Source organism: Phaeobacter italicus (genome assembly GCF_001258055.1).
In the GTDB taxonomy this organism is placed as follows: Bacteria; Pseudomonadota; Alphaproteobacteria; order Rhodobacterales; family Rhodobacteraceae; genus Phaeobacter; species Phaeobacter italicus.
On the sequence record NZ_CVRM01000034.1, the window covers coordinates 61344 to 82453 of the forward strand.

Below are 21110 nucleotides of genomic sequence, written 5' to 3' on the forward strand. Positions count from 1 at the left end.
AAGGGTTAAGATACTGTGGCATCGATGCATCAACTTACCCTCGAAAGGTTTGCGCCTCTCCTCCCACGCTTGCGCAACCACCCCAAAAAGAGCGAAACGGATTGCGTACTCAGACTTGTGCCACTCAGCGCCTGTTTGAGCTTGGAAATTTAAACCCGAGGGAAAAACATGAAAAAGATTCTCTTCGCTTCGACTGCGCTGGTCGCAACCGCTGGTGTTGCAGCTGCAGACGTTTCGTTCGGTGGCTACGGCCGCTTTGGTATCGGTTACGTTGAAGATCGCACCGTTGGCGGCACCTCCGACACCGTGATCGTAAGCCGTTTCCGTCTGAACATCGACGGTTCTGCAGAAACCGACGCAGGCGTGAAATTCTCCGCTCGCGTTCGTCTGCAGGCTGACGAAGATGCTGCTTCCGGCGAAGCAAACGCAGCTGGCCTGAACGGCGCGCGTTTCTCCGTTGAGTACGGCGGTCTGCGTGTTGACGTAGGCAACGTTGCTGGCGCAATCGACAACCTGCCCAACTACTACGGCAACGAGCCGGGTCTGGAAAACTTCGTCGGTCAGTACTCCGGTGTTGACTACGGCTTCCTGGGTTACTCCTCCGGTGGCGCAGGTTCCAACGGCGTGTACGCACGTTACGCAGTTGGTGACTTCGCAGTCGCAGCGTCTTACGACCAAGCACCGAACGGTGGCGACGGCGACCGTTTCGACATCCACGCTGCTTACACCTTCGGCAACATCACCGCTGCTCTGGCATATGGTGAGACCGACAACGGTGCAGCTGAAGACGACGACATCGTTGTTCTGTCGCTGGGCGGCTCCTGGGGCGCATTCTCCGGCACCCTGCTGGTTGGTGACGAAACCATTGGCGGCAACGTTGCAGCTTCTGACACCTTCTACGGTGTTTCCGCAGCGTACGACGTAAGCTCTGCAACCACCCTGACCTTCGCTTACGGCGACGGCTCCGGCGACGCAGACACCCGCAACGTTGGTCTGGGCGTGATCCACGACCTGGGCGGCGGTGTCTCCCTGCGTGGTGGTATCGGCGAGTCCAAAGCGGGCAACGCCGACGGTCAGATGCGTGCCGACTTCGGTGCTCAGTTCAGCTTCTAAGTTGATCTGAACCACACGGTTCGAGGGCGGGCTCATAGGAGCTCGCCCTTTTCTTTTGTGCAAAAACCGTGTTTCTCTGCGCGCGATCAAGACTTCAGAGAGGCCGTCATGTCACTTCAAGACATTCAATCCCGCATCCACACCGCAGAGGAAAAGGCCGGTCGCGCCGTTGGCTCGACGCAGCTGATCGCTGTGTCCAAGGTCCAGCCCAACGAGCGGGTTGAGTCGGTATTGAACGAGGGCCATCGCTGCTTTGGCGAAAACCGGGTTCAGGAAGCTGCGGGCAAATGGCCTGATTTTGCGACGCGGTTTGATGGGTTGGATCTGCATCTGATTGGTCCGCTGCAAACCAACAAGGCGCGCCAGGCGATGGAGCTGTTTCAGAACATTCACACTGTGGATCGCCCGAAACTGGCAAAAACCATTGCCCGATTGGCGCAGGAGCTGGGGCATTGCCCTAAACTGTTCATTCAGGTGAACACTGGCGAAGAACCCCAAAAGGCCGGAATCGCCCCCCGTGATGCGGATGCATTCGTTAAGGAATGCCGCGACATGGATCTGGTGATCGAAGGTCTGATGTGCATTCCCCCCGCAGAAGAAGAGCCCAGCCTGCATTTCTCGCTTTTGCGCAAGATTGCAGAGCGCAATGGCCTGACCGGGCTTTCGATGGGGATGAGTGGCGATTTCGAATCGGCCGTCGCACTTGGGGCGACCCATGTACGCGTAGGGTCCGCCATTTTCGGCGCGCGTGCCTACGAAATCTGACAGCCCTGCTCGCAGGCAATAGGTCGCCCTATGGGGCGCTATTGCCCTGACGATCCAGCAACTGTTTTGCTTGCGAGCGGTGGCACGATCAGCCTTGTGCCAATGGTGATCCGGCGGGCGAGCCACAACAGGTCGCTACGGGAAAATGCGATGCAGCCCTCGGTGCCAAATCGAGGGCGGCGCCATTGGTGGATGAAGATTGCAGATCCACGACCAGGTGTTGCCTTCGGCCAGTTCCAGTCGGTGATGAACACAAGGTCGTAAAGCGGATCAGCGCGTCGCAGCGCTTCGTGGCTCTTCGTATAGGGGGCCCGGACATGATGATTGTATGCGGCATCGTCTGTGTCATCCGACCATAGATCACGCGGTCCGATCATCTCAGCCCATGGCGCCGGTCGCGAGAGACGGTCTGGACGATACAGCATCCCGACGATCCGGTGACATCCAACAGGGGTGGCTCCATCCCCTTCGACTTTGTGATTGCTGAGCCCGCCCTTGCCGATGGAACAGGGCAGGGTACGCCCCTGAAACCGTACCCCGCGTGGGGTCAGCACCATGTCTTCTGGGCGTGTGCCCCGTAGAAGATCAGCCATTACAGCATGTGTCCTGACTTGGCGGCCTTTGTCGCCAGATAGTGCTGATTAAAGGCAGTTTCGCCGACTTTCAGCGGCACCCGTTCGGCTACCTTGATGCCCGTATTCTCCATCATCCTGATCTTGTTGGGATTGTTGGTAAGCAATCGAACAGAGGAAAATCCCAGTTTCTTAAGAATGGCAGAGCCCAGCCGGAAGTCGCGCTCATCGTCTTCAAAACCAAGACGATGATTGGCCTCTACCGTATCAAACCCCTGATCCTGCAGGGAATAGGCGCGCATCTTGTTGGCAAGACCAATACCGCGCCCTTCCTGGTTGAGGTACAGGAGAACACCGTTGCCCTCAGCCCCCATCTGAGCGAGCGCACCACGCAGCTGAGGCCCGCAGTCGCATTTCAATGACCCGAGTACATCGCCGGTAAAGCACGCAGAATGCAGACGGGCCAGTACGGGGGCGTTGCGATCGGGGCGACCAATTTCGATGGCATAATGCTCTTCTCCACCGTCTTCGGGGCGGTAGATGTGCAGGCGTCCGGCCTCTGCCGCATCCATTGGAAGACGGGCCGCAGCCACCGGATGCAGGGGCGAACTTTCAACCATCAGGGGTTCGACCGCCGCCAGCGGCAATACGGTCAACCCGTGGCTTTGTGCAAATTGGGCAGGGTGATCCAGCGGGCAGACCAGGGCTGCGGGCAGAAGATGCGCAGACTTCGCAAGGGAAATCGCCAGGCGGTGCAGGTCTGCGTCTCCTTCACGGTTGCTTTGCAACGGGCCTTTCATTGGTGTGTTTAGATCATCTGCAGGGTCAGCCACCGCCTGTACCCACGCTAGATCTGCGTCAGCGGGAATCATGATCCGCGCAATATCGCCGTCATAGACACGTGCCTTCAGGGTTTCGGCCCGCCGCGCCGTCAGGGTGAGGTCGACAGGGCCGAGTGCCCGCAGATCCGCCAGCCGCGCAGAATCAAGCTGTTCGGCGGCGAGCGCCAGAACGGCCCGGCCCGGTTGTGTCAAAACCACCGGCAGCCCCATCCGCAGGTCCACCCGCGCGCGAGCAAGGAGGTCAATCATGGAGGGTATCAGACTCATGCGGCGAATCCTATCGTGTCATTTGGGGCAGGCCATGTCATCTGGCTGGCCCATCGACCCATTTACTAGTCAGAAAGCGGAGGAAAGTGAAACAAATCCGGTCTGAGAGACACGTCGGCGTGAAACCCTTGCAGCAAATCTTGTGCTTGGGCTCAGGACTGCGCATCTGTTGTGAACAGCACAGGAGGACAAGGCGATGGCCCAACTGAAGAAAATTCTGCTTGTCGATGATGACGAAGATCTGCGCGAGGCGCTGAGCGAACAGTTGGTCATGACCGAAGACTTTGACGTGTTCGAAGCCGAGAATGGGTCTGGCGCGATGGAGCGTGCGAAAGAGGCGCTCTATGATCTGATCATTCTTGATGTCGGCCTGCCAGACACCGATGGCCGCGAGCTGTGCCGCTTGATGCGCAAGCAGGGGGTCAAGGCACCGATCCTGATGCTGACCGGCCATGACAGCGATGCCGATACCATTTTGGGGTTGGATGCAGGTGCGAATGACTATGTGACCAAACCGTTCAAATTCCCGGTCCTCCTTGCCCGTATCCGCGCCCAGCTGCGTCAGCACGAGCAATCCGAGGATGCGGTTTTTGCGCTGGGGCCCTACACCTTCAAACCGTCGATGAAGCTGTTGGTAACCGAAGATGAGCGCAAGATTCGTCTTACCGAGAAAGAGACGAACATTCTGAAATTCCTCTATCGCTCCAATGAAAGTGTGGTGCAGCGGGATGTGCTCTTGCACGAAGTCTGGGGCTACAATGCTGGGGTTACGACCCACACGCTCGAGACCCACATTTACCGCCTGCGCCAAAAGATTGAACCAGATCCGTCGAACGCACGTATCCTGGTTACCGAGTCAGGTGGATACAAGCTCGCGATTTGAGTGGACGCGCCTTCCGCTATCTGGCAGACGGCGCTTCCGAAAGTTCCCGCGCATGTCCGGGTTATGACATGCACCTCCCTGTTGGACTGCCGGGCCTTTGTGCCCGGCTTTTTTTCTGCGGGCGTCAAGTGGCCTTTGCGTCTCGCCGGGGTTTCGCAGCAGTCGGGTCGGCCACCAGGACCGGCGAGACCTGCCCGAGAAAACTCGTGCCTGCGGAACATTATTTTGCAGATCGCCTTTGGGTGTCTGGCGCTTTCCGGGGTGGCTGGGCAATATTGGGCCAACTGATCATAGGAAACCGCGATGCCCTTTACTCTTGCAACATGGAACATCAATTCAGTTCGCCTGCGCGAACCGATCGTCGTCAAACTTCTGGAGGAAGAAGGGCCAGATGTGCTCTGCCTGCAGGAATGCAAGAGCCCGGTCGACAAGATCCCGATGGAGCAGTTCGCCGCTCTTGGCTACCGCCACATGATCGCCCGCGGGCAAAAGGGCTATAACGGGGTCGCGATCCTGTCCCGCCTGCCGATTGAGGATGTGGGCGACAAGGATTTCGCAGGTCTCGGCCACGCCCGCCATGTTGCGGGGCGGCTGGAAAATGGCGTGACCATCCACAATTTCTACGTTCCCGCTGGCGGTGATGTCCCGGACCGAGAGGTGAATGAGAAGTTCGGTCAGAAGCTCGACTATTTGACCGACATGCGGGATTGGTTTCATGCGGACCGCCCGGAGAAATCCGTGTTGGTTGGGGATCTGAACATTGCACCGCGTGAAGACGATGTCTGGGATCACAAGAAGCTGCTGAAAGTTGTGAGCCATACGCCGGTCGAAGTTGAGCATTTCACCGATGTGATGGAGGCCGGTGGTTGGTCTGACGTCACTCGCAACGATATCCCTGACGGGCGGCTGTACAGCTGGTGGAGCTACCGGGCCAAGGATTGGGATGCAGCTGACAAGGGGCGTCGTCTCGATCATGTCTGGGCGACGTCCGACATCAAGTCGTCGGCACATTCCAGCCGGGTTCTGCGGGACGCGCGCGGGTGGGAAAAACCCAGCGATCATGCCCCTGTTTTTGCGACATTTGATCTTTAGAAGACTGAAACAGGTGGCCCTGTGCCGCCTGTTTCGCCTTCGTTTGGCCCGGTTGCACCGATGCGGCCGGGTCTGCGGAAATGTGATTTTCACGAAGCGGGCAATTGGCTAAACTGCCGCCAACGAAGCCCGAGACGTTTATAAAGAGGCAGAGTAATGAGCAGAGTCATTGGGGCCATGATCCTTCTGTTGATCGTGGCATCTTGCGGTGGTGGCAGCGGGTCTCCGCCGCGAAATCTTGATAATGCGTGCAGCATCATCAAACAGCGCCCTGAATACCTGAAAGCCTTCCGCGCGACCGAGAGAAAGTGGGGCGTGCCGATGCATGTGCAGATGGCCACGATCTATCAGGAAAGCCGGTTCCGGTCTGATGCGCGCACGCCACATCGCTTTGCCTTGGGGGTGATTCCTCTGGGTCGCCAGTCCAGCGCCTATGGTTACAGTCAGGCGCTAGATGGGACGTGGGACGACTATCGGAAATCGGCGGGCCGTCGCGGGGCCAAGCGGAACCGCATCAAGGATGCCACCGATTTCATGGGCTGGTATATGAACCAGACCCGCGAACGAAATGGCGTGTCGCTTTATGATGCCCGCAACCAATACCTGGCCTATCACGATGGGCATACGGGATTTGCACGTGGCACCTATCGCTCCAAACCATGGCTGATCCGGATTGCCGGGCAGGTACAGGCGCGGGCGAACATGTATCAGACCCAGCTGGCAACCTGCAGGCAGGCCCGCCGCTAAACACCACAGACAAACAAACACACCCCCGCCTGTTCGGTAACAGTGCGGGGGCGTTTCGATCTAGGCAAACCAATCAGCGGGATGGCGGGGCGCTGGTGTTGAACAGTCGGGAAGACAGGGTCACGCCGGTTTCCAGCCCGCCCAGGATGACCGTGGTCTTGCCGCCCGAGCCGTCATGGATCACCCATTTCCGCAGCTCTACGGGGCTATCGGTGAACATCATTTCGATACTGCCGTATTCCGGGTTCTTTGGATCCTGGGCCCGCACGATGGTGGAAGTGCCGTCAAAGTCATGTCCTACCACCATGTTCGCCTGACCCAATTTGACGGTTCGGGCAAGTATCAGCGACAGCGGGGTGCGCTTTAGCGGGTAGGTTTCGGGCGGCTGGTTCGATTTGGGGTCCTGGATCACAACTGCGCCTGCACCAGCAATCACAACGCCGCTGTTTGGAGCGTCATATTCAAACCGCATCTTGCCGGGGCGGTGCATATACAACTTTCCCGTCGACAGGCTGCCGTCGTCATTGATCTGGCTGAACGGGGCCTGAGCTGTGGTGATCCCGTTCAAGTATTGCGAGACTTCATTAAGGCTGAGCTTTTCGGCCGCCCATGCAGCAGAAGAGCAAAGCGTCAGCGCGAGCGCGCAGGCAATCTGTTTCATACGTCCAAAATAAGTGCGCTTTGCCAAATGTGAAGAGGGCGAAGCCAGCCTGGCTCCGCCCTTGTGATTTATTGCTCAGGGACCAAAATTTCCCTTTTCCCGACATGGTTTGCCGGAGAAACGAGCCCTTCTTCCTCCATCTGCTCAACCAAACGTGCGGCTTTGTTGTAACCGATGGCGAGTTTTCGCTGGATGTAGGAGGTCGAGCATTTGCGGTCCTTGATGACGATCTGAACCGCCGTGTCATAGAGCGCATCCTCGGTATCTGTGTTTCCACCTGTGGACAGGCCAAGAACGGCATCGATGTTGTCTGCCTTGTCTTCATCGGGGCCTTCAAGAACATTGCCGATGTAATCCGGCGGGCCGAACTGTTTGAGGTGGTTCACCACTTCTTCGACTTCTTCATCAGAGACAAACGGACCGTGGCAGCGGGTGATCTTTGCGCCGCCAGCCATATAAAGCATGTCGCCCATGCCCAGCAGCTGTTCTGCGCCCATTTCACCAAGAATGGTCCGGCTGTCGACCTTGGAGGTCACCTGGAAAGAAATCCGGGTTGGGAAGTTTGCCTTGATGGTGCCGGTGATGACGTCCACGGACGGACGCTGGGTGGCCATGATAAGGTGAATACCAGAGGCCCGCGCCATCTGCGCCAGACGCTGGATGCAGGCTTCGATCTCTTTACCTGCAACCATCATCAGGTCTGCCATTTCATCGACGATCACGACGATATAGGGCAGCGCCTCGGGCGCGAACTCTTCGGTCTCGAACACGGGCTCACCGGTGTCATCGTCAAAACCGGTTTGTACAGTGCGCGAGAACATCTCGCCTTTGGCCAGTGCTTCTTTTACCCGGCTGTTGAAGCCTGCGATGTTGCGCACGCCCATCTTGGACATCTTGCGATAGCGGTCTTCCATTTCACCCACCACCCACTTGAGGGCCACAACAGCCTTCTTGGGGTCGGTGACAACAGGTGACAGCAGGTGTGGAATGCCGTCGTAAACCGACAGCTCCAGCATCTTCGGGTCGATCATGATCAGGCGGCACTCTGCCGGGGTCAGCTTGTAGAGCAGCGACAAGATCATCGTGTTGATCGCAACAGACTTACCAGAGCCGGTGGTCCCTGCGATCAGCAGGTGGGGCATTTTGGCAAGGTTTGCGACAACGGAATCGCCGCCAATATCCTTGCCAAGCGCCAGAGGAAGGGCATGTGTGCCGTCGCCGAAATCGCGGCTCCCCAGGATCTCGCGGAGAACAACTTTCTCCCGATTGTCGTTGGGCAGTTCGATGCCAATCACAGAGCGGCCGGGAACGGTCGATACCCGTGCGGACAGCGCCGACATGGAGCGCGCGATATCGTCAGCGAGACCAATGACGCGGCTCGCCTTGAGGCCCGGAGCGGGCTCCAGTTCATACATGGTGACAACTGGGCCTGGCCGGACAGATACGATGTCACCTTTGACGCCATAGTCATCCAGAACCGATTCAAGCATCCGTGCGTTTTCTTCCAATGCCTCATCACTGAGGTGATGGCGCTCGATGCTGGCTGGGTTCATGAGCAATGACAGAGGCGGCAGTTCGAAATCGGCCTGGCTGTCTTCAAACGCCAGTTTCGGTTCTGCCTCTGCCTTGGCCCGGCTCGATGGCTGTTGGGGTTTGCGGACTGGCTGTTCGACAACGGCCTTGCGTGGGGTTGCGACCGGAATGTCTACGGGCGTGCTTGGTGCCTCTGCTGTCGGAGCCAGAGGTCCTTCGACCGGAGTGGAGACCTGTGGTTCACGCCGCAGTACCTGCGCGGGCTGGGGCAGGTCCTCGGATGGAACGTGATCGACAAAGGTCGCAGGTGCGGGCGCTTGCGGCGCATCTGGCGCAATCTGCTCATCCCAGCCAAGGGGCACGTCGTCTGCATCAACCGGAGCGGAGGGAATGTCCATATGGACCGACGGCGCGGGGGGGAAACCAGCAGTGGCAGTGGCGGTTCCGATCTCATCCGCAGCTGAGACAAAGGCGGCATTCCCCGCAGCTGTCAGAGGCGGCTCAGCTGGCAGGCCGGCATCAGGGTGGTTGGGGTTGAAGATCAACGGCTCGGGCCGCTGGCCACGGCCTTTCGTCAACGGGAAGCTGTCCTCAACAGGAACATCTGCAGCACGGCGGATGCGCACGGCAGAGGCGATTTTTTCTGCGATCCGTTCGTCGCCCGGCAGGTCGTCGATATTGTCCGGAAGGCCTGTATCTGCAAGCACAGGCTCCACCAGTTCCGGTTCCGGCATGACGGGATCCGCACGGCGGATCAGGCTGGGAACGCGCGCAAACAGCCCGGTTTTCTCTTTTGCCGCTGTGGGTTCTGCCGTGTTATGGGCGGTAAAACCCGGCTCTGCCCGGCCAGAGAGATCATGTACGCCCCCCAATGCGGGCGCGCCGCTCGCGGCAGCTGCGGCATAGGCGGTATCATCATAATCAACGGGCTCGAACATCTGCGGGTCCGTGTCGGTGTTGTCCATGACATCCGTCATGGCAACAGCCGCTGCGGTACGTTCGGCGCGGCGACTGCGATAGTCCAGCGCGGCTTTCATACCGCTTGCGGCACCCCGCCCCAGAAGGCCGGCGATCGCGCCGTAAATGACCACCAGTCCGACAAAGACGAACCGCAGTCCACGCATGACTTCGGGACGGGTGAAGCCCAGAACGGTTGCCCCAAGGGTGAGCATGCCAATCGCTGTCAGCAGAGACAGGAACTTGACCAGAAAAATCAGCCCGACAGGCAGCAGGGCCAACAACATGCCAAGGAAGGTGTAGCCGATCATGCCACCCAGCCCAAAGGTATGAGCAGATCGCCAGCCCTCTGCCGGGACAAGGGTTTCAAAATGCAGCGAGACCAAAAGGAGCCAAGGCAGTGACAGCAAAAGCGGCCAGAGGAACCGGTCTTCGCCTTTGTGCAGGATACAGCGCGCGCCCCAAACGGTCAGGAACAGCGAGATGGCCCAGCTGGCCTTGCCAAAGAGTGTGATCAGAATAAAGGCAACAGAGGCGCCGGTGCGTCCCAGAATGTTCTGCACCGGTGCGTCGGTCGAGACCATCCAGTTAGGATCATCTGCTGAATAGCTTCCGATCATCAGGGCAACCAAAAGGCCGAGACCGACCAGCAATGCGCCGATCAGTTCCTTGCCGCGTTTCTCTATGGCTGCCTGCATCGTGCTGTCCAACAGGGGATCACGACTGCGCGTCTGAAATGCCATGCCAACCTCGTTTCATTATGTCCGTCTGGGGTCCTGCTGTTTGCCGCAGGTACGTTCCCATGGGTCTTATCGTTTTTGGCGCCGGTCCCTCGGGAGAGGGCGCGACGCGGAATTTTAGTAGAGGCAGCTGCGCAGTTTCTGCAGGGCTGTCTCTGTCTGCGCCGCCGGTGCGACCAGCGCGACACGGATGTAGCCGTGGCCGGGATTGTCCGCGCCTTGCCCCTGCGCGAGATAAGCACCGGGAAGAACGCGCACGCCCGTTTCCGTCCACAGTTTCAATGCGGCCTCTTCGCCGTTTGGAACGGGAAGCCAGAGGAAAAAACCGGCTTCTGGCGCCATGTAACCATCAAGTCCGTCAAACACCTTGTCTGCAATCAGGTATTTTTCGCGGTAGAGCGCGCGGTTTTCCTCAACATGGGTTTCGTCCGCCCAGACACGGGCAGCTGCAGCTTGCAGCGGGGCAGGGAGCGGCGCGCCCGAATACGACCGCAATTGGTGAACCCGCTTCATGGTTTCGGGGCCTGACACAATCAGACCAGAGCGCAGGCCGGCCAGATTGGACCGCTTGGACAATGAGTTGAACAGGACGACCCGCTCAGGATCAGCGCCAAGCTCTTGGGCGACAGTCAACGCGCCCACGGGGGCGCTGTCGCGATAGATCTCAGAGTAGCATTCGTCAGCAAAGATGCGGAAATCGTATTTCTCAGCCAGACGGATCAGCTCGGCCCAATACGCCCGGCTTGCAACTGCGCCCTGCGGGTTCGCAGGCGAGCAGATGTAGGCCACGGCGGTTCGGTTCAGAACATCCTCTGGCAGGCTTGCATAATCGGGCAGATGGCCTGTTTCTGCAGTCGCGGGAACAAAGACGGGTTCTGCCGCAACTGAAATCGAGGCGACCATGTAGACCTGATAGAACGGGTTCGGGATCAGAACGACGGGTTTTTGACCATTCTTCTGCTCAGGGCAGAGCGCCATGGCCGCGTTGTACAGGCCTTCGCGGGTGCCGTTCAGCGCCATGACCTGCGCCATCGGATCAACTGCAACGCCATAGCGGCGCTGGACCCAATCCGCGATTGCATTCCGCAGGTCTACGCTCCCCTCATTTGGAGGGTAACTTTGGAAACCTGCTGCGTTTTCAACGATGACGTCCGTGACCCAAGACGGAAAGTCATGTTTGGGTTCGCCAATAGTCATATGCACCACATCGCCGCCGGGCGTGTGGTGGTCCAGCAGTGCCCGCAGGCGCGGAAATGCATAAGGCGGCAGGTTGGAAAACCGCTCAGGAAAATTCATGTTTCTGGCCTCAGGTCCGGGATCGTTAGTGTCCCGTTTACGAACAAAGTACAGAGCCGATACCCCTGCGTCCAGCCGCGCAATTTCAGCCTGAGCAAAATGTGGCTTTCACGCCAGTGCCTGTTCCACTGCGGCGCCAACCCGCAGCAAAGCCTCTTCGCAATCGGGTTGGCCGAGGATCTGCAGGCCGCATGACGGCACCCCTGTCGGGAGAGAAAGACCGCAAAGCCCCATCAGGTTTCCGATCCGCGTGTTGCGAAGGGCCATAAGGTTTGATCGCACGTAGTAGTCGTGATCGTCCTGAAGGCGCTGCATGTTCGGGGGCAGGATCGGCGAGGCGGGGCACAGGATGCCGTCAAAACCGGCTGTGGCCTGATCCCATTCCATGCGAATCTGTTCCAGCTTGGCCCAGGCAGCGACATAGTCCGGCCCGCTGAACGTCTTGCCCGAACGGAAACGTTCCAGGATTTCCGGGAACATCAGATGTGGCGCCGCCTCGATCACGTCGCGCCACAGGCCATATGCCTCAGCGGTGAACAGAACTGGGCTGAGCCCCATCGCCTCTCGCAGGGCGGGAACTTCAAGCGGGATGATGTCGGCGCCAGCGTTGCGCAGCTTGGTCAGCGCATCGGCATAGGCGTCGGCAATCGTCGGCTCCAGATCGTCCTGAGCGATGGTCCGCAGGTCTGCAAAGCGCATTCCCTTGATTGAACTGCCCCGCAAATCTGGCCCGGATGTCCCTTCCATCACCCCCAGATAAATCGCGGCGTCCTCGACCGAGCGTGCCAGCGGGCCGATGGTGTCGAACTTCAGACAAAGCGGAACGACCCCCTCCAGGCTGAGCCGACCGGAGGTGGTTTTCAGGCCAACGAGATCGTTCCAGGCAGAAGGAATGCGCACAGATCCCCCTGTGTCAGAGCCGATCCCGCAAGCCGCCAATCCAAAGGCGACGGATGCCGCCGCACCAGAGGAGGAGCCGCCAGGCGCGGCATCAGCGTCATGCACGCACGGTGGGGTTGCCTTGACCGGGTTGAGACCCAGTCCCGAAAAAGCCAGCTCACTCATATGGGTTTTGCCGAGACAGACCGTGCCAAGGGATGTCGCGGCACGCAGAACCAAGGCATCGGTATCCGGGATACGCCCAGCGAGGAGATCGGAGCCAGACTCTGTTGCGGTCCCTGCGGTATCAAACAGATCTTTCCAGCTGATCGGGACACCATCCACCAAAGACAGGCGCTGGCCTTGCTCTGCCCTCGCTTTGGCGGCGGTGGCTTCGGCAATGGCGCGGTCGTGCGTGACCGCCGAGAATATGCGGTCCCTCAGAGGGTGCGCATCAATTGCGTCCAGATAGGTTTGGGTCAAAGCCAGAGGGCAGATTTCCCCTGCCTCGATGCCGCGTCCCAGCTCTGCTGCGGTCTGTGTCAGCCATTCCTGCATCGCGGCGTCTCTCCCTGCTTATCGAAATGAGGCGACGGTAGCGGCACCGCGCCCCATGGACAATCCCAAAGACAGGGGCATATTGCGAGGCATGAAAAACACATCGGATATCCTGATCGTCGGCGGTGGTCTTAACGGTCCGGCGCTGGCCCTGGCGCTGGCCCAGACCGGACATACTGTTACGCTGATTGATGCCTTGCCCCGCGATGCGCGGGCGCGCGAAGATTTTGACGGGCGCAGCTACGCGCTGGCCTTGGCCTCCCAGAAACTGATCGACCAGATCGGCGTCTGGGGCGCGGTGGCAGGGCAAGCCCAGCCGATGCTGGAAATCAAAGTGACCGATGGGCGTGCCGGACAGGGGCCTTCGCCCTTTTTCATGCATTTCGACCACGCAGAAATCGAAGAAGGCCCGATGGGGTACATGATCGAGGATCGTTACCTCCGCCGGGCCTTGCGCGACGCGATGGAGGCCGAGCCAGCGATCACCCTGGTTGATGAGCAGACGGTCATAGCGCAAGACGCCGATGCCACAGGCGTGACGGTCACGCTTGCCCGCGGAGATAGTCTGCGGGGACGTTTGCTTGTGGGGGCAGATGGGCGGCGCAGTGGCACCGCGGAACGCGCCGGCATTAAGCGGACCGGGTGGGATTATGGGCAGACCGCGCTGGTCTGCGCAATCGAACACGACCGTCCGCACAACGGGATTGCCCATCAGTTCTTCATGCCCCCCGGGCCACTTGCCATTTTGCCGCTACCTGGAAATCGCTCTTCGATCGTCTGGAGTGAGCGCAGCGATCGCGCGGCGGCCATCCAGTCGCTCGACGAAGAAAGCTATCTGTCCATTCTGCGCCCGCGGTTCGGTGATTTCATGGGGGACATCCGGCTGGCCGGGGACCGCTTTACCTATCCGCTGAATTTGACGCTTGCGAATGCCTTTGTCGCAGAGCGGCTGGCGCTGGTTGGTGATGCAGCCCATGGGGTGCATCCGATCGCAGGGCAGGGGCTCAATGCTGGGCTTCGTGATGTTGGTGCATTGGCAGAGGTGCTGACAGAGGCAAGGCGCCGGGGCGAAGACATCGCTTCTTCGCTTGTCCTAGACCGCTACCAGCAATGGCGCCGCTTTGACACCGCCAGCCTTGCGGCTGCAACCGATGCATTCAATCGATTGTTTTCCAACGACAACCCGTTGCTGCGTTTGGGTCGAGATATCGGGATGGGAGTTGTCGGTGCTATCCCTGGCCTGCGCCAGACTTTTATCCGAGAGGCGGCTGGCCTCACAGGGGATTTGCCCCGCCTTTTGCAAGGTCGTCCGATCTGACCAAAAAAGCCGGGCATCAGGCCCGGCTTTTCATTTGTCGTCTGACGGATCAGTCCAGAACCCGCGCCTCATCCACCAACATTACGGGAATGCCATTGCGGATGGGAAATGCGAGATTGGCGGCACGTGAAATAAGCTCCTGACTATCAGCATCATATTCAAGCGTCGTCTGGGTGCGGGGGCAAACCAGAGCCTCAAGCATGCGGCGGTCAAAGGCTGGGGCTTCGGGCTGACCAGAATGGGTGGTGTCAGGGCTCATTGCAGGGTTTCCTCATGCGAGCCGCCACGCAGAAGAAATTCGATCAGCGTGACGAGGGTTTCGCGTCTTGTCGCAAGGCAGGGCGCCTCTAGCAAGGCTTGTTTGTCCTCCGGATCAAAGTCCAGAAGCATGGACAGCGAGTTGATCAGCAATTCGTCGTCCGCATCCTTGAGCGTTTCCCAATCGGTCGACAGGTTGCGCGATTCAAAATACCGCTCAAGCAGATCAAGAAACCCAGGGCGGTTAAAGTGGGTGTCATGCTCGCCCTTGCCCAGATCCCGTTCAAAGCCGTCCCATGTGATCTTGCAGCGTCGGTACGGGGTGAAACCGTCGATTTCGTTTGAAATTCGGAATCTGGAAACCCCAGAGAGCGTGATCAGATAGCGCCCGTCTTCTGTTTCTGAGAACTGGGTAACGCGTCCGGCGCAGCCGATGCTATGCAGTTCGTTGGTGCCGTCCTTGCCGGGGAAAGGTTGCACCATCCCAATCAGCCGCTGTGGTGTCTTTAATGCGTCCTCCAGCATCTGAAGATACCGAGGTTCAAAGATGTGCAACGGCAGTCGGGACCGGGGCAGCAAAAGCGCCCCGGGTAACGGAAACACCGGCAAGGTGTCTGGCAAGTCATTAGCCTGTATCATGACTAGGGACTGTAGTGCTGGGGTCCGCTTAGGCAAATATCATCGAGCTAAGTTTGCGCCGCCCATTCAGCACGATCGGATCGTTGGGCTTGAGTGCGTCGAAAATGGTGAACAGCTGGGCTTTTGCAGCACCGTCGTTCCATTCTCGGTCCTTGCGGAACAGGGCCAGCAGCTCTTCTACCGCTGCTTCTGCATCACCGGCGGCATGCAGCGCTTGTGCAAGATCGAAACGGGCCTGCAGATCATCCGGGTTTGCGTCCACTTTTGCGCGCAGCTCTGCAACCGGGCCCGCGTTTTCGGCCTGACGGGCCAGGGCGATCTGGGCATGGGCGGCTTCGATTTCGGCGGCAGTCGAAATTTCGGCGGGGGCACCGTTCAGCACTGCTTCTGCCTGATCCAGGTCACCCATCGCGACATGCGCACGGGCCAGACCACTGTAGGCGGCGGCGTTTTTGTCGTCTTCACCGATCACCGCAGCAAATGTCTGAGCGGCATCCGCGATGTTGCCTTCCGCCAGCATTTGTTCGGCCATCTCGACGGCTTCGCCCAAGCCGCCGTCTGCAGAGCCGCCACCGGCTTCGATTGCGCGCTTGATGAAGGCGTCAATCTCTGAAGGTGCGACCGCGCCCTGAAACATGTCGATCGGGCGACCCTGTACAAAAGCCACAACCGTCGGGATCGACTGCAGCGGCAGGCCCTGCTGCGCCAGAGCCTGAACCAGCCTTTGGTTCTGGTCCACGTCGATCTTCGCCATTGTCACGGCGCCTTTTGCCTTGGTCACTGCGGCTTCCAGAGCCGGACCAAGGGTTTTGCAGGGGCCGCACCATGGCGCCCAGAAATCAACAATCACCGGTACCTGCATCGACGCGTCGACCACGTCCTGCATGAAGGTGGCCTCGGTAACGTCCTTGATCAGATCACCTGCGGGGGCGTTGTCTCCCGCGCCGCCAAGAATATCGATCATGCGCTTTGTCTCCATTTCGTCGTTGCCCCTTATATGAAAGCTGACGGCCAAGAAACCAAGAGCGGAACCGCCGAAACCGCAGCTGATCGGCGCAGATATGGGGGCGTTTCAGGGATTGAGACGGCAGATCGCGGACTGTCGTATCTCTGCCTACAGTCTGTTTCCACGTTAACTCTGCCGTTTTATGGACATTTTCCCTTGTCCCGCCCTATGTTCAGAGAGTAGGTACAGCATCCATGCTCAGAACACGCGCAAAATTCAGCCTTGGTCAGGTCGTCCGGCATCGCAAGCATCCCTTTCGCGGTGTTGTTTTTGATGTGGATCCTGAATTCGCCAACACCGAAGAGTGGTACCAGGCCATTCCCGAGGACAGCCGTCCAATCAAGGAACAGCCTTATTACCATCTGCTGGCTGAAAACGATCAGACCTATTACGTCGCCTACGTATCCGAGCAAAATCTCTTGCCCGACTATTCCGGGGAGCCGATTGGTCATCCTGATGTGTCAGAGATGTTTGGAAGCTTTGACGATGGTGTCTACGCGCTGCAGTATCAGCTGAACTGATCTCCCGATCGCTGCCCCCACTGCTGTGCTGCAGAAATGGGGGCAACATGCGTCAATAGCCGAGAGCGCAGCCGTCCTTGCGCGGATCGCTTGCCCCTTCAAGAATGCCGGCTGAATGGATCTGGATGGCCTGCGCGCCACCGATTGCGGTGTCCGGGATGGTGATGTCATGCCCCATGTTCGCCAGCTCCTGACGCACGTCATCGCTATAGCCGCGCTCGACTTTCAGGACATCGCCATCTGCAAAGGCGCGGGGCAAATCAATCGCTGCCTGCGGGTCCATGGCAAAATCGGTCAAGTTGGAGACGAACCGTGCATGACCGCAGGGTTGATAGGCCCCGCCCATAACGCCAAATGGCATCGTAACCTCCCCATCTTTGCGCAGCATGCCTGGGATGATCGTGTGCATCGGGCGTTTTCCGCCCGCCAGCATGTTGGGGTGCCCGTCCTCCAGAGTGAAGCCGGCTCCACGGTTTTGCAAAAGGATGCCGAACTTCTCCGACGCGATGCCAGAGCCAAAGCCGTGGAAAATCGAATAGATCAGCGATACCGCCATCCGATCCTTGTCGACGACGGTGATGTAGATCGTGTCCTTATGCACCGCTTCGCTGATTGCCTTGGGGCCTGCCATGGCTTTTCGGGGGTTGATCAACTCGGCCAGCTGAACGGCTGTTTCGGGTGACAGCATGTGGTCAAGGCGACTGGTGTGGTCTGGGTCAGCAATGAACCGGTTGCGGGCGTCATAGGCGAGCTTGGCAGCCTCTGCTTCTATATGCACGCGCTCGGCGCCGAGGGGGTTCATGCCCGCGATGTCAAAATGCTTGAGCATGTTGAGCATGAGAATGGCGGTCGCACCCTGACCGTTTGGCGGATGCTCGACTAGATCTATGCCTTTGTAGTCCCCCGTGACTGGGGTGGTGGTATCCGCGCTCACACCAGCGAAGTCTTCGGCGGTATGCACCCCGCCCAGGGCGTTCAGTGCCGAAAGCATGTCTTCGGCGATCTCGCCCGAGTAAAAGGCATCGCGACCGTCTTTTGCTATACGGCGCAGGACTTCTGCCTGCCCCGGCGCGCGGAACATCTGCCCGATGGTTGGCGCTTTGCCGTCAATCAGGTACGACTGTCGGGCCGCTCCTTGCAGGGTGTCTTGATCGTTTTGCCAGTCAAATGCCACGCGCGGCGCGACCGGGACGCCTGCCTCGGCGTAGTGGATCGCCGGAGCAAGAAGGGCATCAAGCCCCAGCTTGCCCTCTTCTTCGGACAATTTGCAGAAGGCATCAATGGCACCTGGCACAGTGACGGCATGGGCGCTGCGGAGTGGAATGCTGTCGTGTCCTTGGGCGCGCAAGGCAGAGGCGTCTGCAGCTGCGGGCGCGCGGCCAGAGCCGTTCATCGCCTTCACGGGCTCCCCCGGTCGCGAATAAAGCGCAAAGCAATCGCCGCCAATCCCGGTCATCTGCGGTTCGCAGATTCCCAGAAGGACAGCGCCTGCAATAGCGGCATCCATGGCGTTTCCACCGCGTTTGAGGATGTCGATGGCAACTCCGGCCGCCAAAGGGTGGGATGTCGCACAGATGCCATTTTCAGCGTAAACAGCTGAGCGGCCTGGGAAATGAAAATCGCGCATGATACCTCCTCCAACTTGGGGCAAGGTTAGAGCGCGAAGGGGGGATGGCAATGGCAATCTGATGCCGTGCCGTCAGGTTTTGTTCACAAGTTCATGAAAGCTGACCCAATCGGGTCTGGAGCACAAAAAAACCGACCTTTGTCGAACTTAGGCCGGCTTTGCATTGCGCATCTGGATTTCAAAGCGGAGGGATAGGTTGTTGCCTGCGTCATTGCGTTCATATTGAACATCTGTGGCAAGTTCCCGGATCAAGAGCCAGCCAAACCCGCCTTCTGGCAGCTCTTCCAGACTGACGTTCAGGTCTTGTCGGGTGCCAGCGGGGAGTTGGCCATCCTTGAATGGAACACCCGCATCACCAATTGATATCCAGAGCTGTTCGGGGTCGAGATTGCAGCGGATGCGCACATCGCCCACGTCCATGCCCGCATAGGCATGTTCGACCACGTTGTTCACTGCCTCGGTCAGGGCAATCTGAACCTCGTCTGCGCGGGCTTCGGGGACGCCCATTTCACGCAGACGGTTCACAACATCCTGAACGCCCGTGCGGGCAGCCAGTTCAGTCGCTGTGAACGAGCAGGAAAAACTATCTACCATGATCGTGTCGCTCCGCCTTTTCAGCGCGCCCTGAATCAAGATTCTACGCGGTTCACCGCCTGCGCATCCGGCAGGGAGGGGTACAGGTCAAAGACAGTATCCATGCGGGTCAGACGAAACACCTTGTCCACCATCGGTGTGAGGCCGGCGAGATCCAGTTTGCGACCTTGGCCCAGCTGTTTCATCGCTGCAACGATGGCGCCCAAGCCACTCGAATCAATGAATTTGACTTCTGACAGATCGAGAATGACGCGATCCGGACCATTCTCGGTCGTGGAGCGCATGTCCTCCTTGAACTGGATTGCCATAGCTGCATCAATACGTTCGGCATTGACGGTTACGATCTGTGTTCCATCGGCTGTTGTACTGGTCAGGCTCATGAGTGAGTGTCCCCGCGTCAATATGTGTTGACGATCAATCTAGACGTTAATCCTTACGATTTTGTATGCACTATTTCGACATTGGGAGGAATAATTGATGAAAACTGTTGTTATTGCGGGTGCGGCCCGCACGCCGATGGGTGGGTTTCAGGGCATGTACGATGGTGTCTCTGCGGCTGATCTGGGCGGGACAGCGATCCGTGCGGCGCTGGAAGGCGCGCGTGCCAAGACCGTCGATGAGGTGCTGATGGGCTGCGTTTTGCCCGCAGGGCAGGGCCAGGCGCCTGCGCGCCAAGCTGGCTTTGCTGCGGGGTTGGGCGAAGAGGTTCCTGCCACAACGCTCAACAAGATGTGCGGCTCTGGCATGAAGGCTGCGATGATTGCCTATGACCAGATCGCGCTGGGGCAGACAGACACGATGATCGCAGGCGGCATGGAAAGCATGACCAACGCCCCCTACCTGCTGCCCAAAATGCGCGGTGGTGCGCGGATCGGTCACGGCCAGGTCGTTGACCACATGTTCCTGGATGGTCTGGAAGACGCCTACGACAAGGGCCGTCTGATGGGAACCTTTGCCGAGGATTGCGCAGAAACCTATCAGTTCACCCGCGAAGAGCAGGATGACTATGCGCTGAAGTCCCTGTCCAACGCGTTGGAAGCGCAGGAGAGCGGCGCTTTTGATGGTGAGATCGCCGCTGTCACTGTGAAAACCCGCAAGGGTGAGGTTGTGACCGATGCTGATGAGCAGCCCAAGTCCGCGCGACCGGACAAGATCCCCACTCTGAAGCCTGCATTCCGCAAGGATGGAACCGTTACGGCGGCCAATGCGTCGTCGATTTCTGATGGGGCAGCGGCCCTCGTCATGGCGTCGGCCGAGGCCGCCGAGGCGCAGGGGCTGACCGTGCGGGCGCGGGTCATGGGTCATGCGAGTCATGCGCAGGCGCCGGGCCTTTTTACCACGGCACCGGTGCCGGCGGCGCGCAAGCTGATGGATCGCCTGGGCTGGAGCGTCGATGATGTGGATCTCTGGGAGGTAAACGAAGCCTTTGCCGTCGTGCCGATGGCTTTCATGCGCGAGATGGGTATCCCGCGTGACAAGGTGAACGTGAACGGCGGGGCCTGTGCGTTGGGGCATCCGATCGGTGCATCTGGCGCGCGGATCATGGTCACATTGCTGAACGCGCTGGAAAAGCGCGGGCTCAAGCGTGGGATCGCAGCGATCTGCATCGGAGGTGGCGAAGGCACGGCCATCGCGATCGAGCGCGACTGATTTCGACAGCTGTGACTGCTGACAATTGACCAATCGCAGGGAAGGGGGCAGAAATGCCCCCTTCCTGTCCTTTGACCTGCAGAGACTGAAATGACACGAGTAGATTACGCCGATCTGGCCCGAACAATTGCTGCCCTCACCGAGGGGGAAACCGATGATGTGGCGCTGATGGCGACGGTCGCCTGCGAGGTGCATCACAGTGATGAACGGTTCAACTGGACCGGGTTTTACAGGGTTGTGGCACCGGAACTGTTGAAGATCGGCCCCTATCAGGGGGGACATGGTTGTCTGCAGATCCCTTTTAGTCGTGGGGTTTGCGGTGCGGCCGCGCGCACCGGCGAGGTGCAATTGGTGCCGGATGTCGACGCCTTCCCTGGTCACATCGCCTGCGCCTCATCGACCCGATCCGAACTGGTTCTGCCGGTCTTGAACGGTGCCGGGGAGGTTATCGCGGTGTTTGATCTGGACAGTGATCTGCCTGACGCCTTTACCTCGGAAGATGCGAAGGCGCTGACGGAAATTCTGAAGGCGGTTTTTGGCCGCCTGTGAATGCGCAGGGGCTTTGCCCCTCGGCCCTGACGGGCCTCACCCC

21 protein-coding genes are annotated in these 21110 nt (G+C 59.1%); 9 read left to right on the top strand and 12 right to left on the bottom strand.

Translation table 11 applies throughout. From position 1 onward, the window contains the following. The first annotated feature begins 168 nt into the window (after positions 1 to 168). Positions 169 to 1113, top strand: coding sequence for a porin (locus NIT7645_RS16545; protein ID WP_008562577.1), 945 nt, complete (start codon positions 169 to 171; stop codon positions 1111 to 1113). A 108-nt stretch (positions 1114 to 1221) separates the two neighbouring features. Then, entirely contained in the window at positions 1222 to 1878 is a 657-nt protein-coding gene (locus NIT7645_RS16550; protein WP_008561243.1) for a YggS family pyridoxal phosphate-dependent enzyme, read from the top strand. A gap of 38 nt (positions 1879 to 1916) precedes the next feature. Here the strand turns inward: NIT7645_RS16550 and NIT7645_RS16555 are convergent, their stop codons facing one another. Together NIT7645_RS16555 and ribA are read right to left on the bottom strand one after the other, a co-directional pair. Continuing rightward, positions 1917 to 2471 (bottom strand): L,D-transpeptidase family protein, encoded by a 555-nt coding sequence (locus NIT7645_RS16555; protein ID WP_242656128.1) that lies wholly within the window; start codon positions 2469 to 2471, stop codon positions 1917 to 1919. Next, positions 2471 to 3559, bottom strand: a complete 1089-nt coding sequence (gene ribA / locus NIT7645_RS16560) for a GTP cyclohydrolase II (protein WP_037302600.1) — start codon at positions 3557 to 3559, stop codon at positions 2471 to 2473. The genes NIT7645_RS16555 and ribA overlap by 1 nt, the downstream gene beginning before the upstream one ends. Before the next feature lie 196 nt (positions 3560 to 3755). Between ribA and NIT7645_RS16565 the strand changes: the two genes are divergently transcribed. From NIT7645_RS16565 to NIT7645_RS16575, 3 genes are all read left to right on the top strand, one after another. Beyond that, positions 3756 to 4442, top strand: a complete 687-nt coding sequence (locus NIT7645_RS16565; RefSeq protein WP_008559188.1) for a response regulator transcription factor — start codon at positions 3756 to 3758, stop codon at positions 4440 to 4442. 303 nt (positions 4443 to 4745) lie between these two features. Then, the gene (locus NIT7645_RS16570) at positions 4746 to 5534 is read left to right on the top strand and encodes an exodeoxyribonuclease III (RefSeq protein ID WP_008560997.1); all 789 of its coding nucleotides are present in this window, start codon (positions 4746 to 4748) and stop codon (positions 5532 to 5534) included. Positions 5535 to 5690: 156 nt separating this feature from the next. Beyond that, a complete protein-coding gene (locus NIT7645_RS16575; protein WP_037302599.1) occupies positions 5691 to 6281 on the top strand; it encodes a transglycosylase SLT domain-containing protein in 591 nt (196 codons plus the stop codon). A gap of 73 nt (positions 6282 to 6354) precedes the next feature. Here NIT7645_RS16575 and NIT7645_RS16580 read toward each other — a convergent pair whose 3' ends face one another. From NIT7645_RS16580 to NIT7645_RS16595, 4 genes are all read right to left on the bottom strand, one after another. Continuing rightward, positions 6355 to 6942, bottom strand: a complete 588-nt coding sequence (locus NIT7645_RS16580; protein WP_008558699.1) for a LolA family protein — start codon at positions 6940 to 6942, stop codon at positions 6355 to 6357. 68 nt (positions 6943 to 7010) lie between these two features. Continuing rightward, positions 7011 to 10175 (bottom strand): DNA translocase FtsK 4TM domain-containing protein, encoded by a 3165-nt coding sequence (locus NIT7645_RS16585; RefSeq protein WP_008561574.1) that lies wholly within the window; start codon positions 10173 to 10175, stop codon positions 7011 to 7013. Between the two features lie 114 nt (positions 10176 to 10289). Beyond that, a complete protein-coding gene (locus tag NIT7645_RS16590; RefSeq protein WP_008561659.1) occupies positions 10290 to 11468 on the bottom strand; it encodes an aminotransferase class I/II-fold pyridoxal phosphate-dependent enzyme in 1179 nt (392 codons plus the stop codon). 108 nt (positions 11469 to 11576) lie between these two features. After that, positions 11577 to 12905 (bottom strand): amidase, encoded by a 1329-nt coding sequence (locus NIT7645_RS16595; protein ID WP_050687590.1) that lies wholly within the window; start codon positions 12903 to 12905, stop codon positions 11577 to 11579. Positions 12906 to 12996: 91 nt separating this feature from the next. On the opposite strand from NIT7645_RS16595, the gene NIT7645_RS16600 reads away from it, so the two are divergent. Next, positions 12997 to 14223, top strand: a complete 1227-nt coding sequence (locus NIT7645_RS16600; RefSeq protein ID WP_008561159.1) for an FAD-dependent monooxygenase — start codon at positions 12997 to 12999, stop codon at positions 14221 to 14223. A 49-nt stretch (positions 14224 to 14272) separates the two neighbouring features. Here NIT7645_RS16600 and NIT7645_RS16605 read toward each other — a convergent pair whose 3' ends face one another. Genes NIT7645_RS16605 through NIT7645_RS16615 form a run of 3 tightly spaced genes read right to left on the bottom strand, consistent with a single transcriptional unit; the run spans position 14273 to position 16084 of the window. Next, positions 14273 to 14482 (bottom strand): Trm112 family protein, encoded by a 210-nt coding sequence (locus NIT7645_RS16605; RefSeq protein WP_008561237.1) that lies wholly within the window; start codon positions 14480 to 14482, stop codon positions 14273 to 14275. Further along, positions 14479 to 15120 (bottom strand): LON peptidase substrate-binding domain-containing protein, encoded by a 642-nt coding sequence (locus NIT7645_RS16610; RefSeq protein ID WP_037302598.1) that lies wholly within the window; start codon positions 15118 to 15120, stop codon positions 14479 to 14481. The genes NIT7645_RS16605 and NIT7645_RS16610 overlap by 4 nt, the downstream gene beginning before the upstream one ends. 28 nt (positions 15121 to 15148) lie before the next feature. Beyond that, on the bottom strand, positions 15149 to 16084 hold the full coding sequence (locus NIT7645_RS16615; RefSeq protein ID WP_037303005.1) for a tetratricopeptide repeat protein: 936 nt from the start codon (positions 16082 to 16084) through the stop codon (positions 15149 to 15151). A gap of 236 nt (positions 16085 to 16320) precedes the next feature. Between NIT7645_RS16615 and hspQ the strand changes: the two genes are divergently transcribed. Next, entirely contained in the window at positions 16321 to 16647 is a 327-nt protein-coding gene (gene hspQ / locus NIT7645_RS16620) for a heat shock protein HspQ (protein WP_008560778.1), read from the top strand. A 52-nt stretch (positions 16648 to 16699) separates the two neighbouring features. On the opposite strand, the gene NIT7645_RS16625 is transcribed toward hspQ, so the two are convergent. The 3 genes from NIT7645_RS16625 to NIT7645_RS16635 all read right to left on the bottom strand — a co-directional run bounded on the left by NIT7645_RS16625 (position 16700) and on the right by NIT7645_RS16635 (position 19248). Beyond that, positions 16700 to 18274 carry a gamma-glutamyltransferase family protein gene (locus NIT7645_RS16625; protein ID WP_008559676.1) on the bottom strand — a complete coding sequence of 525 codons (1575 nt, stop codon included), beginning with the start codon at positions 18272 to 18274 and terminating at the stop codon, positions 16700 to 16702. Positions 18275 to 18421: 147 nt separating this feature from the next. Then, the gene (locus tag NIT7645_RS16630) at positions 18422 to 18868 is read right to left on the bottom strand and encodes an ATP-binding protein (RefSeq protein WP_050687592.1); all 447 of its coding nucleotides are present in this window, start codon (positions 18866 to 18868) and stop codon (positions 18422 to 18424) included. A gap of 35 nt (positions 18869 to 18903) precedes the next feature. Next, entirely contained in the window at positions 18904 to 19248 is a 345-nt protein-coding gene (locus NIT7645_RS16635; RefSeq protein WP_008559381.1) for an STAS domain-containing protein, read from the bottom strand. A 97-nt stretch (positions 19249 to 19345) separates the two neighbouring features. Between NIT7645_RS16635 and NIT7645_RS16640 the strand changes: the two genes are divergently transcribed. Both NIT7645_RS16640 and msrC read left to right on the top strand, forming a co-directional pair. Then, complete coding sequence (locus NIT7645_RS16640) at positions 19346 to 20518, top strand: thiolase family protein (protein WP_008560436.1); 1173 nt, start codon at positions 19346 to 19348, stop codon at positions 20516 to 20518. A gap of 90 nt (positions 20519 to 20608) precedes the next feature. Further along, positions 20609 to 21067 carry a free L-methionine (R)-S-oxide reductase MsrC gene (gene msrC, locus NIT7645_RS16645; protein ID WP_008561272.1) on the top strand — a complete coding sequence of 153 codons (459 nt, stop codon included), beginning with the start codon at positions 20609 to 20611 and terminating at the stop codon, positions 21065 to 21067. Positions 21068 to 21110: the final 43 nt, after the last annotated feature.